The following is a 12928-nucleotide window of genomic DNA, read 5'->3' as shown; positions in this document are numbered from 1 at the left end:
GAACCCAGCGTACGCCGCTGCCGGAGGGCCGGGGACCATGAGACGCGCATCGGGCCGCGCCGCCGGCCGCGGACGCCGGTCATCGCCGCCCCGTGCTCGGCGAGGGCGGCCCCGCCCGGGCCCCCGCCGCCGCGGGGAGCCCCGCGTACGCGGTGCCGACGCGCACGACGACCTCGAGGCCGGCGATGTGGCAGTCCTCCAGCGCGGCGCCGTGCGCCTCGGCGACCCTCGCGGCGAGCGCGCAGGGATCCGAGTCCACCGCGACCGCCCCGGACAGCACGTCCGCCGCGGCGAGCGCCGCGGCATCGGCCGCGGCCGCGACGCGCTGCGAGGTCGCGCCCGCGCCGCCCACCGCCGCGGCGCCGATGCCCAGCGCGGCCGCCACGGCGATGCCCCCGACGGCGAGGGCGGAGCCGGCCATCAGCGTCCTCCGTCGAGCGCGCACCCCGTCGCACGGAGGGGCACCGTCACCGCGCCCAGGATGCGCGCCTGGGACGAGGCGGTGACGCACACCAGCTCGTCGGACCGGCGCACCCCGAACGTCGCTGCCGGATCCGCCCGCGTCACCGCGGCGCCCGCTCCCCCGGCGTCGTCGCCCCGGCCGAGCAGGCGGGCCGCGTCGGCCACGGCGTCCTGCAGCGCGACCATCCGCATTCCGGCGCCGAGGCCGCCGACGCCGAGCAGCAGGATGAGGACGACGATCGGCAGCGCCACGGCGAGCTCGGCCGTCGCCGAGCCGCGCTCCCGGTCGCGCGCGCCACCCCGTGCACCGGGGCGATCGCGGCCGGCACCGCGGCCGATCGGGGTCCGGGCTCTCATTGCACCGTCAGCGCACGACGCACGAGATCGGTGAGGATGCCGCGCACCTCGTCGCTGCGCATGATGACCACGAGGAGGCTCGCGAACGCGACGGCCGCCATCGTGGCGATGGCGTACTCCGCGGTCGCAGCTCCGGTGTCGTCGCCGAACAGCCCGGCGGCCCGGCGGCGGGTCAGCGGCGGGAGGGCACTCGAGCCGCGCTGGTGCTTCTGGATCATGTTTCTTCCTTCTCTCTTCTCTCTTCTTCCGTGGGTTTCTTCGTCCCGTCGGATCGGCACCCGGTCGCCGCCGCCCTGCTCAAGCGAACGGCAGCGGCGTCGTCGACAGCACGCTGAGGATCAGGGGCGCGACGCCGAGGAGCAGGAACGCCGGCAGGGTGCAGATGCCGAGCGGGAGCAGCAGGCGCGAGCTCAGCCGCGCGGCCCCGGTGCGCCCCGCGGTGCGGGCTTCCCTGCGTGCACGATCGGCTTCGGCGCGCAGCAGCTCCACGGCCGGAACGCCCGCGGCGACGGACAGACGGAGGATCCGCTCGATCGCCTCCTCGGCCGTCGCCGCATCCTCCCCCTCCGCCAGCTCCTGCTCGACCAGGGCACGGGCTCGCGGGATCGCGGTCCCGCCGGCGAGTGCGACGACGAGCAGTTCGGCGCGGATCCCCGGGATCCCGGCCGGCGGAGCCGCGCGTCGGACCAGCGCCCTGGTCCACCCGCGGGCGAGCAGCAGGAGGCCGAGACCCGCCGCGAGGCAGATCCACCCGGCGGGCCGGGTGAGGAGCACCGTCGTCGTATCGAACCCGAGCGCGCCGCCGAGGAGCAGCCCCACGAGCGGCAGCCACAGCATCAGACGGGCGGTGCCGGCAGGCTCGGCCAGCGCGACCGCCACCTCGTCCCGGATCTCCCCCGCGCCCTCGAGCGCTGCGGCGATCGCGCGCAGCACCTCGCCGAGCGGCGCCCCGACGGTGCCCGCGATCCCCCAGGCCGCCGCGACGACCCGCCAGACTCCGCCGCCCTCGCGGATCGCCTCGACCAGGGGCCGGCCGTGCTCGACGGTCTCGGCGACCACGCCGACGGCGACGGCGGATCCGCTCTCGGCGAGGTGGTGCCAGGCGGCGAGGGGCGCCGCACCCGCCTGCAGCAGCACGGCCAGCGTGCGGACGGCCTCGGCGACCTCGGCCTCGCGGACGCGGGAGCCCCTGCCCCGCAGCCGAGGGCGCCGAGCCGGATCGCGCGGGGCCCGGAGCTGCGCCGGACGTCGCGCGGAGGGAACCGCCCTCACCACGGCCGCACCTCCTCGATGCCCAGATGCTCGCCGTCCAGACGCAGCTCCCCCACCTGTGCGAGCCGTCGCTCTCCGCCGCTGGCCCGCACCAGGTGCAGCACGGAGGCGAACGCGCTCACGGCCTGACGGGCCAGCGCAGGAGGGTCCATGCCGGCCAGCGCTCCGAGCGCCTCCAGCCGCGCCGGCACATCGGCGAGCCCGCTCGCGTGCAGCGTCCCCGCGCCGCCGTCGTGCCCGGTGTTCAGCGCCGTCAGCAGATCGCGGATCTCCTCCCCGCGGCATTCGCCGACGACGAGGCGGTCCGGCCGCATCCGCAGCGACTCGCGCACGAGGCGCGCGACGCTGATCGCCCCCACGCCCTCCAGGTTCGGCTGCCGGGCTTCGAGCGAGACGTGGTGCGGGTGCCTCGGGCGCAGCTCTGCGACGTCCTCGATGGTGACGATCCGCTCACGCGGCGGCACGTGCGCCAGCAGTGCCGCGAGCAACGTGGTCTTGCCGGTACCGGTGCCTCCGGTGATCAGCACGTTCCTCCGTGCGACGACGATGCGCTCCAGCCAGCCGCGCTGCGCCGCGTCGATCGCCCCCAGACGTGCCAGGTCGTCGAGATCCGCCGCCCGCACCCGCGGGATGCGCACCGAGACCGCGGTGCCCCTGGTCGCGACCGGGGCGAGCACCGCGTGCACGCGCACCCCCGAGGCGAGCCGCACGTCCACGCACGGGGCCTGATCGTCGAGGTGCCGGCCGCCGAGGGCGACCAGGCGCACGGCGAGCTCGCGCACCTCGCGTTCGGACGCGGTCCACCCGGGCACCGGTTCGACACCCGCGCCTCGGTCGGCGAACAACCCGCCCGCTCCGTTGAGGAGGAGGTCGGTCACCCGCGGATCGGCGGCGTGGACCGCGAGGTCGCCGAAGGCGGGATCCAGGTCGAGCCGCTCCGGGGAGTCGGCGGGACCGCGGGGGACGATCACGAAAGGCGAGGCCATGTCCCGACGCTAGGCACCCGGCTCGGGCGGCCGAGACGCCCGAGCACATCCCGTGCACAAGTCCCTCCCCGCCCCGGCTGTGCAGGAGCAGCACGTCGGAACGGCGTCGGAGCACGGAGGCCAGGGGCGCGCACCGGGACGCACGAGTCCCGCCCGGGGAAGCACGCCGGGCACGGCAGCAGACACGGCAGGAAGAAGGGCGGCATCCCACGGGGGGAATGGGATGCCGCCCGGCCGCGGTGGACGGAGGGGGACCGTCGCTGCCGCGGGAAAGCCGGAATCGAATGATCGGCCGTCGGACAGTGTACGTCTGAAAAGAGACCGAACAAAACGACCGGCACTACCGACTTCCGGCGGTATTGTCAGGCGATGGGCGCGGCTAGATTCGCCCCTGTCGCGGCGAGGCCGCGGCCCATCCCCGCCGCAAAGGAGCGCCCCCTCACATGAGCAGCCAGATCGATCACGTCTTCGACGAGACCCGTGTGTTCCCGCCCTCCCCGGAGTTCGCGGCCGCCGCCGTCGCGCAGCCGGAGATCTACTCCGAAGCGGCCACCGATCGCGAGGCGTTCTGGGCGAAGCAGGCCCGCGAGCTGCACTGGCACACGCCCTTCACGCAGGTGCTGGACTGGACCACGCCGCCGTTCGCGAAGTGGTTCGCCGACGGTGAGCTCAACGTCGCGTACAACTGCCTCGACCGTCATGTGGAAGCCGGCAACGGCGACCGCGTGGCGCTGCTGTGGGAAGGCGAGCCCGGAGACGAGCGCCGCATCACCTACGCCGAGCTCACCGACGAGGTCAAGCGCCTGGCGAACGTGCTCGAGGGCCTCGGCGTCGGGCACGGCGACCGCGTCGCCATCTACCTGCCGATGATCCCCGAAGCCGTCGCCTCCATGCTCGCGGTGGCCCGCATCGGCGCGATCCACTCCGTCGTCTTCGGCGGCTTCAGCGCCGACAGCCTGCGCTCGCGGATCGACGACGCGGGCGCGAAGGTCGTCATCACCGCCGACGGCGGCTACCGCAAGGGCAAGGCCTCCGCGCTCAAGCCGACCGTCGACCAGGCCCTCGCCGACCGCGGCGAGGGCGAGCAGAACACGGTCGAGCACGTCATCGTGGTCAAGCGCTGCGAGAACGAGATCGACTGGGACGACGAGCGCGACCTCTGGTACCACGACGTCGTCGGAGGCGCCTCGAACGCGCACGAGGCGCAGGCGTTCCCGGCGGAGAACCCGCTGTTCATCCTCTACACCTCCGGCACCACCGGGAAGCCCAAGGGCATCCTGCACACGTCCGGCGGCTACCTCACCCAGGCGTCCTACACGCACCGCGTCGTCTTCGACCTGAAGCCGGAGACGGACGTCTACTGGTGCACCGCCGACATCGGCTGGGTCACCGGGCACTCGTACGTGGCCTACGGCCCGCTCGCGAACGGCGCCACCCAGGTCATGTACGAGGGCACGCCGGAGACCCCGCAGCAGGGGCGCTGGTGGGACATCATCCAGAAGTACGGCGTGACCATCCTCTACACCGCGCCGACCGCGATCCGCTCCTTCATGAAGCTGGGGCGCGAGATCCCGAACCAGTACGACCTGACCTCCCTGCGCCTGCTCGGCTCCGTCGGAGAGCCGATCAACCCCGAAGCCTGGATCTGGTACCGCGACGTCATCGGCGGCGGGCACACGCCCATCGTCGACACCTGGTGGCAGACCGAGACGGGCGCCATCATGGTCTCCCCGCTCCCCGGGATCACCGCGACCAAGCCGGGCTCGGCGCAGGTGCCGCTGCCGGGCATCTCGATCGATGTGGTCGATGACGACGGAACCCCCGTGGGCGTCGGCGGCGGCGGGCTCCTGGCGATCACCGAGCCGTGGCCGAGCATGCTGCGCGGCATCTGGGGCGACCCGGAGCGGTTCAAGGAGACCTACTGGGAGAAGTTCGAGAAGCAGGGCTACTACTTCGCGGGCGACGGCGCGCGCTTCGACGAGGACGGCGATCTGTGGCTGCTCGGCCGCGTCGACGACGTGATGAACGTCTCCGGACACCGCCTGTCCACCGCGGAGATCGAGTCCGCCCTGGTCGCCCACGAGGCGACGGCGGAGGCCGCCGTGGTCGGGGCCTCCGACGAGACCACGGGTCAGGCCGTCGTCGCGTTCGTGATCATCAAGGAGAGCTACATCCGGGTGCACTCCCCCGAGGGACTCGCGCAGCTGCTGCGCGGCTGGGTCGGCGAGCAGATCGGCCCGATCGCCCGTCCGCGCGACGTCTACATCGTCGGCGAGCTGCCCAAGACCCGCTCCGGGAAGATCATGCGCCGGCTGCTCCGCGACGTGGCCGAGGGCCGCGAGGTCGGCGACACGACGACCCTCGCCGACACGATGGTGATGTCGACCATCTCGGCGCAGGTGAAGTAGCCGAGGGCGGCCGCAGGGCCGATACGACGAGACCCCCGTCCCGGATCCCTTCTCGAAGGGATCCGGGACGGGGGTCTCGTCTTCCCCGGAGGGGAGTCAGGCGAGGGTGAAGACGACGTCGACCTCGACGGGGCTGTCCAGCGGCAGCACCGCGACGCCGACGGCGGCGCGGACGTGCTTGCCGGCATCGCCGAAGATCTCGCCGAGCACCTCGCTCGCCCCGTTGATCACCCCGGGCTGACCGGAGAACGACGGCGCGGACGCGACGAAGCCGCCGACGCGCAGCACGCCGCCGAGCCGGTCCACGCCGCCGGCGGCGTCGGCCGCCGCGGCGACAGCGTTCAGCGCGCAGGTCCGGGCGAGGGCCTGGGCGTCCTCGGCCGAGATCTCGGCGCCGACCTTGCCGGTCGCGGGCAGGGATCCGGCCACGAACGGCAGCTGCCCCGACGTGTAGACCAGCCCGGCGTGCACGCGGGCCGGCACGTACGCGGCGACGGGGGCCGCGACGGAGGGCAGCTCGATGCCGAGCTCGGCGAGGCGGGAAGCGATGGTCATGCGTTGTCTCCTTCGAACTGGCGGGCGGCCTCTGCGGCGGCACCGAGGCCGGTGTTGGCGGCCGCATCGCCGCCGACCGGACGCTTGAAGTACGCCACGAGCCCGCCCTCGGGCCCGGTGACGACCTGCACGAGCTCCCACCCCTGCTTGCCCCAGTTGTTCAGGATCGCAGCGGTGTTGTGGATGAGCAGCGGTGTCGTGAGGTATTCCCACGTGGTCATGGCACTCCCGGAGGGACGGACGCGCGCAGGCGCGTCAAAGTTGGCGTTCAGGGAACTCCCCTACGATCAAGCGTATGCCTCAGACCAAACGGACGCTCACCGGTGTGCTCAGCGGCCTGGCCGGCCTCGTCGGTCTCAGCGTCGTCGCCGGTGTGCTCGTTACGGCGACCGTCACCCCGGTCTTCGCCGTGACCGGTGCCACCGCCGCTCAGTCGATCGACCTCTTCGAGGGCCTGCCCTCCAACCTCAAGGTCGACCGTCCGATGCAGCCGACGACGATCTACTCGAAGGACGCGGCCGGCAACGACCAGGTCATGGCGCGCTTCTACGACCAGAACCGCATCCCGGTGAAGTACGACCAGGTCGCCCCGGTGCTGTACGACGCGCTCCTGTCCAGCGAGGACAAGAACTTCTACTCGCACGGCGGCATCGACATCGCCGGGACGATCAAGGCCGTGGTCGGCAACGTGACCGGATCCGCGACCAACGGCGGATCCTCGATCAGCCAGCAGTACGTCAAGAACGTGCTGCTGCAGGATTGCGAGAAGGGCGTCCCGCTCAACGACAAGAACCGCGACGCCAAGCTCGCCAAGTGCTGGGAGGACGCGGCCGCGACGGTGGGCAGCTCCGGCATCGCCCGCAAGCTGCAGGAGATCCGCTACGCGACCGCGATCGAGAAGCAGTACTCAAAGCAGGACATCCTCATCGGCTATCTGAACCTGGTGAACTTCGGTGGCACGACCTACGGCATCGAGGCCGCGGCGCAGCGCTACTTCAGCGTCTCCGCCTCGCAGCTGAACGCCGTGCAGGCGGCGACCCTCGTCGGCATGGTGCAGAACCCCAACGCCTTCCGCATCGATCTGCCCGGCGGCACGTACGACTGCGACAAGGACGGCAACAACTGCAAGAACTCGCAGGCCGACGGGTATCACGACACGCTCGTGCGCCGCAACTACGTGCTCAGCCGCATGGAGGTGCTCGGCAAGATCACCAAGGCCGAGTACGAGGCCGACAAGGCCCAGCCGATCACGCCCGCGATCAAGACGCCGAGCTCCGGCTGCTCCGACGCCGGCGACAACGCGTACTTCTGCAAGTACGTCCAGGCTTCGCTGGAGAACGACGAGTCGCTCAACACCGCCCTCGGCTCCACGTCCGCGGAGCGCAACGACAAGCTGTACCGCGGTGGCCTCAATATCTACACGACGTTGTCCGCACCGATGCAGGCCGCGACGGTCCAGGCCATGCACGACAACACGACGGCGACGATCGACGGGATGGTCTTCGGCGCCGCGGCGGTGAACCTCGACCCGAAGACCGGCAAGATCCTCGCCCTCGCCCAGAACACGACGTTCAACGAGGCGCAGGACGCGCCCCCCGGCCAGACCGGAATCGTCTATGCGGCCGACCAGGCGCACGGCGGCGGCATCGGCTTCTCGGTCGGATCGACCTACAAGGTCTTCACGCTCATCGACTGGCTGGAGAAGGGCCATTCGCTGCGGGAGACGGTGGACGGCAACAACCGGCGCATGACGTTCAAGTGCGGCACGGACACGATGACCACGGACACGTCCGAGATCGGGAACTTCCAGAACCAGCGCGGCTACGTCGGCACCCCGATGCAGTTCACCGCGGCGTCGCTGAACAGCGGCTTCCTGGCGATGGCCTCCAAGCTCGACCTCTGCGACATCAACGACGTCGCGGCGCGGATGGGCGTGCACACCGGTGACATGAAGGCGGTCAACTCCCACGAGACGACCTACTACCCCGGCACCGACACCGTGGACCTCGAGGGCCCGACCCCGTTCGGCGTCCTCGGGTCGAAGAACATCGCCCCGATCTCGATGGCGGCCGTCTACGCCGCCATCGCGAACAACGGCACCCGCTGCGATCCGCACGCGATCGACAAGATCACGGGGCCGGACGGCTCGGACATCCCGCTCGCACCGACCACCTGCACCGAGGTCATCAAGCCCGAGATCGCCGCAGGGGCCGCGTATGCGCTCCAGGGCGTCATGGCGGGCGGCGGCACCGGTTCGCGTGCGAACCCGGACGACGGCACCCCGCTGATCGGCAAGACCGGATCGCACAACAACCAGCAGACGATGCTCATGGCGTCCTCGACGGCGTCCACCACCGGCATCTGGGTGGGTCAGGCCGACGGCAACGTCGACATCAACGACTTCTACACGCACGACACCAACGTCCCCGACATCCGCTACTACCTCGGGCGTCAGATCCTGGGGGCCGCGGACGAACTGTTCCCCGCGGGCGATTTCCCCAGTCCGCAGCAGAGCGCGCTCAAGCAGTCGTACACCAACCTGCCGAGCGTCATCGGCATGACGGTCGATCAGGCGACCCAGACCCTCGAGGACGCCGGGTTCTCGGTCTCCGTCGGCGCCGCCGTGCAGAGCAACCTGCCGGCCGATCAGGTGGCTCAGCAGGATCCGGGTCCCGGCCAGGTCGTCACCGGCAGCACCATCACGATCAGCCCGAGCAACGGGCAGGGAGTGGCGGTCCCGAACGTGGTCGGCATGACCATGGGCGACGCCGCGAACGCGCTGAAGACCGCGGGCTTCCAGGCGACCAAGGGCACCTGCACGCCCGGCAACGGCGACGACTCCGGAACCGTGTCGGCCACCGTGCCCGCGGCGGGCACGGCGGCGCCGAAGGGCTCGTCGGTCACGCTCAACTACATGAAGAAGAACTGCTGAGGATGAGTCCCTCGCGCACCACCCGCTCGGCCCTCATCGCACTCGGTGCGGTGGGGGCCGCCGGTGTCGCAGCCGCCACCTGGGGCATCGGCATCGAGCGCTACCTGTTCACGGTGCGCCACGCCACCGCACGGACGCTGCCGACCGGATCCCGTCCGCTCCGGATCCTGCACATCTCGGATGCGCACATGGCGCCGTGGCAGCATCGCAAGCAGCGCTGGCTCGCCTCCCTCTCCGGCCTGCGGCCCGACCTCATCGTGAACACGGGCGACAACCTCGGCCACGAGCACGGACTCGAGGGCATCAGGGCCGCATTCGCGCCGTTCGCCGGCACTCCGGGGGTCTTCGTGCACGGGTCGAACGACGTGCACGCACCGTCGCCGCGCAACCCCTTCCGCTACTTCATGGGGCCTTCGGCGCGGGTCGCCACCGCGCCGAAGCTCGACACCGCCGCGATGGACGCCTACTTCACCGACGAGCTGGGCTGGACGGATCTGGACAACACCGCCGCCTCCCTGACCGTCGGGGGCCGGCGCATCGACCTGTTCGGCGTGGACGACGCGCATCGTCACTGGGACGACCTGGACGCCCTTCCGGCCGAGATCGACGCCCTCGGCGCCCGCCCCTCCGACGTGCCCGTGCTGGGTGTGACGCACGCGCCCTACCAGCGCGTACTGAACGCCTTCACCGACCTGGGCGCGGATGCGATCCTGGGCGGCCACACGCACGGCGGTCAGGTGTGCATCCCCGGCTTCGGGGCGATCGTCGCGAACTGCGACATCCCGCTGCGACAGGCGAAGGGGCTGAGCACCTGGACGCACGCCGGGCGCACCGTGCCGCTCAACGTGAGCGCCGGATGCGGCCACTCGATCTACGCGCCGGTCCGCTTCGCCTGCCGCCCGGAGGCCACCCTGCTCACGCTGCTGCCGCGGAACTGAGCGACGTGCGCCCCGCCGCTCCGGAGCGCGTCCGGCCGGCCGCAGCACGCGTGGTGGGCGGCGTACGGGGACTGGTCGGCCTCGCCGTCCTCGTGATCCTGCTGTACACCTATGCGATCGGCGGCGAAGCCCACGGGTACAACCCCTTCGACTACTTCGGGTACTTCACGAACCTGACGAGCCTGCTCGCCGCACTCGTCCTCATGACCTGCGGCGCACTCGGTCTGACCGGTCGACGCACGCCCCGCTGGCTCGCACCGGCTCGTGCCGTCGTCACCGCGTGCATGCTGATCGTCGCGGTGATCTACAACACCGTGGTGCCGGGCACCGGATCCGCTCCCGCCTGGGTGAGCCTCACCCTCCACGCCGTCCTTCCGACGCTGATGGCTCTGGACTGGCTGCTGATCGGAGACCGTCGATGCCTGCCCTGGTCGCGGCTGTGGGTGCTCGCTCCCTATCCCCTGCTGTGGCTCGCCGTCGTCCTCGTGCGCGGCGCGACCGACGGCTGGGTTCCCTACGGCTTCCTGCTCCCCGAACGCGGCGCGACCGCGATGACGCTGACCGTCCTCGGTCTGCTCGGCGCACTCACGGCAGCGGGCGTCCTCGTGTGGGCGGCGAGCCGCTTCCCCGGGGTGGTCCTGCGGCGCGGGACGGATCATTGACGGATCCGGCCTGCGCCGGGACCCCGCCAGACGCCACGAGACAACGAGAGAGGGACCGACCCTGTGGGTCGGTCCCTCTCTCGTTGGTCGGGGTGACAGGATTTGAACCTGCGGCCTCTTCGTCCCGAACGAAGCGCGCTACCAAGCTGCGCCACACCCCGTGGCAACCGTTCAAGTCTATACGGAGACGGACGCGGGAGCGAATCGACGCGGCGCCCGCGCGTGGCGCGGTGCACGATCGCCCCGCGCGGCGGTGACCCCGCGCGGGGCATCCCCCAGCATCCTTGACCGCTGCTCCCGTATCCTGGAAGCGCTATGACGACGCCACGCCTGGTCGCCTTCGACCTCGACGACACCCTCGCCGCCTCCAAGAGCCCGATCGAACCCCGCATCGCCGCCCTCCTCCTCGCCCTCGCGGAGCGCGTCGAGGTCGCGATCATCTCCGGCGGCAACGAGGAGCAGTTCCGCACCCAGGTGGTCTCCCGGCTCGGCGCCGACGTCTCCGCCCTGCAGCGCATCCACCTGCTGCCCACCTGCGGCACCCGCTACCTCGCGCACGACGGATCCGGGTTCTCGCTCGTCTACGCCCGCGACCTCAGCCCTGCGCAGAAGGACGCGGCCCTCGCCGCGCTCGAGGAGGAAGCCCAGCGGCTGGGCCTGTGGGAGAGCGAGACCTGGGGACCGATCCTCGAGGACCGCGGCTCGCAGATCACCTTCTCGGCCCTCGGCCAGAAGGCTCCGCACGACGCGAAGAAGGCCTGGGATCCGGATGGATCGCGCCGCGCCGCGCTGCGCGACGCCGTCGCGCCCCGGGTGCCCGATCTCGAGGTGCGCTCCGGCGGATCCACGTCGATCGACATCACCCGCGCGGGCATCGACAAGGCCTACGGCATGACCGAGCTGGCCGAGCGCACCGGCATCCCGTTCGCGGAGATGCTGTTCTACGGCGATCGCCTCGACGAGGGCGGGAACGACTACCCCGTGAAGACCCTCGGCGTGCCCTGCGTCGCGGTCGACGGCTGGCAGGACACGGCCGACAAGCTCGACGCGCTGCTGCCGACGCTCTGACCGGCCGCGACGGCGTCAGCGCTCGGCATCAGCGAACGGCGGCGGCGAGCGACGGAGCGACCGGCACCATGCGGGTGAGCTGCGTGACGTGGCGCGGCTCGAGCTCTGCCAGCGACGAGACGCCGAGCAGGCGCATCGTGCGCTCGATCTCGCTGCGCAGGATCGCGATGGTCCGGTCGACACCGCGCCGCCCGCCGGCCATGAGTCCGTACAGGTAGGCGCGTCCGATCAGCGTGAAGTCGGCCCCGAGCGCGACCGAGGCGACGATGTCCGCCCCGTTCATGATCCCGGTGTCGACCATGACCGTGAAGTCCTCGCCGACGGCCTGGCGCACCTGCGGCAGCAGATGGAACGGGATCGGAGCGCGGTCGAGCTGGCGTCCGCCGTGGTTGGACAGCACAACGCCATCGACCCCGTGCGTGTCCTTGAGCCGCATCGCGTCCTCGACCGTTTGCACGCCCTTCACGAGGAGCTTGCCCGGCCAGATGCCGCGGATCACCTCGAGGTCGTCGTAGCTGATGGTGGGATCCATCGCGGCGTCGAGCAGCTCGCCCACGGTGCCGCCGGTGGTCGACAGCGACGCGAACTCGAGCTTCGGCGTCGTGAGGAAGTCGATCCACCACCACGGCCGCGGGATCGCGTTGACGATCGTGCCGAGGGTCAGCTGCGGCGGAATGGAGAACCCGTTGCGCTTGTCGCGCAGGCGGGCGCCGGCGACCGGGGTGTCGACCGTGAACATGAGCGTGTCGAACCCGGCCTCGGCGGCGCGGCGGGTGAGGTCGTAGGAGATCTCGCGGTCGCGCATCACGTAGAGCTGGAACCAGTTGCGCCCGTGCGGGTTGGCGGCCTTGACGTCCTCGATCGACGTCGTGCCGAGGGTGGAGAGCGTGAACGGGATCCCTGCCGCGGCGGCCGCGCCGGCGCCGGCGACCTCCCCCTCGGTCTGCATGAGGCGCGTGAATCCGGTCGGTGCGATGCCGAACGGGAGCGCGCTGGGTCCCCCGAGGATCGTGGTCGACGTGTCCAGCTCGGGAGCCGGAGCGAGGATCCCCGGGTGGAACTCCACGTCCTCGAACGCCTGCCGGGCGCGCGCCAGCGACAGCTCGCCCTCCGCCGCGCCGTCGGTGTAGTCGAACGCCGCCTTGGGGGTGCGCCGCTTCGCGATCGTGCGCAGGTCGGAGATCGTCAGCGCTCCCTCGAGGCGGCGCTTGGTGCCGTCGAGCTCCGGGGTCTTGAAGCTCATCAGCTCGAAGATCTCGGCGGGGTTGGGGAGCTGGCGCTTCACCAT

13 protein-coding genes and 1 tRNA gene are annotated in these 12928 nt (G+C 71.5%); 5 read left to right on the top strand and 9 right to left on the bottom strand.

The features are described from left to right. Positions 1 to 79: 79 nt before the first annotated feature. From J8G10_RS14030 to J8G10_RS14010, 5 genes are all read right to left on the bottom strand, one after another. Positions 80 to 421, bottom strand: coding sequence for a helicase (locus J8G10_RS14030; RefSeq protein ID WP_251446068.1), 342 nt, complete (start codon positions 419 to 421; stop codon positions 80 to 82). Continuing rightward, entirely contained in the window at positions 421 to 819 is a 399-nt protein-coding gene (locus J8G10_RS14025; protein ID WP_251446065.1) for a TadE family type IV pilus minor pilin, read from the bottom strand. The genes J8G10_RS14030 and J8G10_RS14025 overlap by 1 nt, the downstream gene beginning before the upstream one ends. Then, complete coding sequence (locus J8G10_RS14020; RefSeq protein WP_251446062.1) at positions 816 to 1037, bottom strand: DUF4244 domain-containing protein; 222 nt, start codon at positions 1035 to 1037, stop codon at positions 816 to 818. Before J8G10_RS14020 ends, J8G10_RS14025 begins: the two co-directional genes overlap by 4 nt. Before the next feature lie 79 nt (positions 1038 to 1116). After that, positions 1117 to 2094, bottom strand: a complete 978-nt coding sequence (locus tag J8G10_RS14015) for a type II secretion system F family protein (protein WP_251446059.1) — start codon at positions 2092 to 2094, stop codon at positions 1117 to 1119. Next, entirely contained in the window at positions 2088 to 3077 is a 990-nt protein-coding gene (locus tag J8G10_RS14010; protein WP_251446056.1) for a TadA family conjugal transfer-associated ATPase, read from the bottom strand. The genes J8G10_RS14015 and J8G10_RS14010 overlap by 7 nt, the downstream gene beginning before the upstream one ends. A gap of 443 nt (positions 3078 to 3520) precedes the next feature. Here J8G10_RS14010 and acs point away from each other — a divergent pair, with 443 nt between their 5' ends. Next, positions 3521 to 5485, top strand: coding sequence for an acetate--CoA ligase (acs, locus tag J8G10_RS14005; RefSeq protein ID WP_251446053.1), 1965 nt, complete (start codon positions 3521 to 3523; stop codon positions 5483 to 5485). 96 nt (positions 5486 to 5581) lie between these two features. Here acs and J8G10_RS14000 read toward each other — a convergent pair whose 3' ends face one another. After that, complete coding sequence (locus J8G10_RS14000) at positions 5582 to 6040, bottom strand: RidA family protein (protein WP_251446050.1); 459 nt, start codon at positions 6038 to 6040, stop codon at positions 5582 to 5584. After that, entirely contained in the window at positions 6037 to 6261 is a 225-nt protein-coding gene (locus J8G10_RS13995) for a DUF4177 domain-containing protein (RefSeq protein WP_251446047.1), read from the bottom strand. Before J8G10_RS13995 ends, J8G10_RS14000 begins: the two co-directional genes overlap by 4 nt. 74 nt (positions 6262 to 6335) lie before the next feature. Here J8G10_RS13995 and J8G10_RS13990 point away from each other — a divergent pair, with 74 nt between their 5' ends. From J8G10_RS13990 to J8G10_RS13980, 3 genes are read left to right on the top strand one after another with little or no spacing between them, the layout of a single operon-like run. Beyond that, the gene (locus J8G10_RS13990) at positions 6336 to 8972 is read left to right on the top strand and encodes a transglycosylase domain-containing protein (RefSeq protein ID WP_251446044.1); all 2637 of its coding nucleotides are present in this window, start codon (positions 6336 to 6338) and stop codon (positions 8970 to 8972) included. Between the two features lie 2 nt (positions 8973 to 8974). Further along, positions 8975 to 9910, top strand: coding sequence for a metallophosphoesterase (locus J8G10_RS13985; RefSeq protein WP_251446041.1), 936 nt, complete (start codon positions 8975 to 8977; stop codon positions 9908 to 9910). A 5-nt stretch (positions 9911 to 9915) separates the two neighbouring features. Then, positions 9916 to 10572 (top strand): Pr6Pr family membrane protein, encoded by a 657-nt coding sequence (locus J8G10_RS13980; RefSeq protein ID WP_251446035.1) that lies wholly within the window; start codon positions 9916 to 9918, stop codon positions 10570 to 10572. 84 nt (positions 10573 to 10656) lie between these two features. Here the strand turns inward: J8G10_RS13980 and J8G10_RS13975 are convergent. Further along, positions 10657 to 10733 (bottom strand) — tRNA-Pro (locus J8G10_RS13975). 154 nt (positions 10734 to 10887) lie between these two features. Here J8G10_RS13975 and J8G10_RS13970 point away from each other — a divergent pair. Next, positions 10888 to 11640, top strand: a complete 753-nt coding sequence (locus tag J8G10_RS13970) for an HAD-IIB family hydrolase (protein WP_251446033.1) — start codon at positions 10888 to 10890, stop codon at positions 11638 to 11640. Between the two features lie 28 nt (positions 11641 to 11668). On the opposite strand, the gene J8G10_RS13965 is transcribed toward J8G10_RS13970, so the two are convergent. Further along, positions 11669 to 12928 (bottom strand): alpha-hydroxy acid oxidase, encoded by a 1260-nt coding sequence (locus tag J8G10_RS13965; RefSeq protein WP_251446031.1) that lies wholly within the window; start codon positions 12926 to 12928, stop codon positions 11669 to 11671.

This window comes from Microbacterium sp. USTB-Y (genome assembly GCF_023703415.1).
In the GTDB taxonomy this organism is placed as follows: Bacteria; Actinomycetota; Actinomycetes; order Actinomycetales; family Microbacteriaceae; genus Microbacterium.
This window is presented reverse-complemented; position numbering and strand designations above follow the sequence as displayed.

Coding starts and splice junctions, on each gene's coding strand:
- J8G10_RS13995 (WP_251446047.1), bottom strand. CDS start 6,261: ATGACCACGTGGGAATACCTCACGACACCGCTGCTCATCCACAACACC.
- J8G10_RS13990 (WP_251446044.1), top strand. CDS start 6,336: ATGCCTCAGACCAAACGGACGCTCACCGGTGTGCTCAGCGGCCTGGCC.
- J8G10_RS13970 (WP_251446033.1), top strand. CDS start 10,888: ATGACGACGCCACGCCTGGTCGCCTTCGACCTCGACGACACCCTCGCC.
- J8G10_RS14020 (WP_251446062.1), bottom strand. CDS start 1,037: ATGATCCAGAAGCACCAGCGCGGCTCGAGTGCCCTCCCGCCGCTGACC.
- J8G10_RS14010 (WP_251446056.1), bottom strand. CDS start 3,077: ATGGCCTCGCCTTTCGTGATCGTCCCCCGCGGTCCCGCCGACTCCCCG.
- J8G10_RS14030 (WP_251446068.1), bottom strand. CDS start 421: ATGGCCGGCTCCGCCCTCGCCGTCGGGGGCATCGCCGTGGCGGCCGCG.
- J8G10_RS13985 (WP_251446041.1), top strand. CDS start 8,975: ATGAGTCCCTCGCGCACCACCCGCTCGGCCCTCATCGCACTCGGTGCG.
- J8G10_RS14025 (WP_251446065.1), bottom strand. CDS start 819: ATGAGAGCCCGGACCCCGATCGGCCGCGGTGCCGGCCGCGATCGCCCC.
- J8G10_RS14000 (WP_251446050.1), bottom strand. CDS start 6,040: ATGACCATCGCTTCCCGCCTCGCCGAGCTCGGCATCGAGCTGCCCTCC.
- J8G10_RS13965 (WP_251446031.1), bottom strand. CDS start 12,928: ATGGTGAAGCGCCAGCTCCCCAACCCCGCCGAGATCTTCGAGCTGATG.
- acs (WP_251446053.1), top strand. CDS start 3,521: ATGAGCAGCCAGATCGATCACGTCTTCGACGAGACCCGTGTGTTCCCG.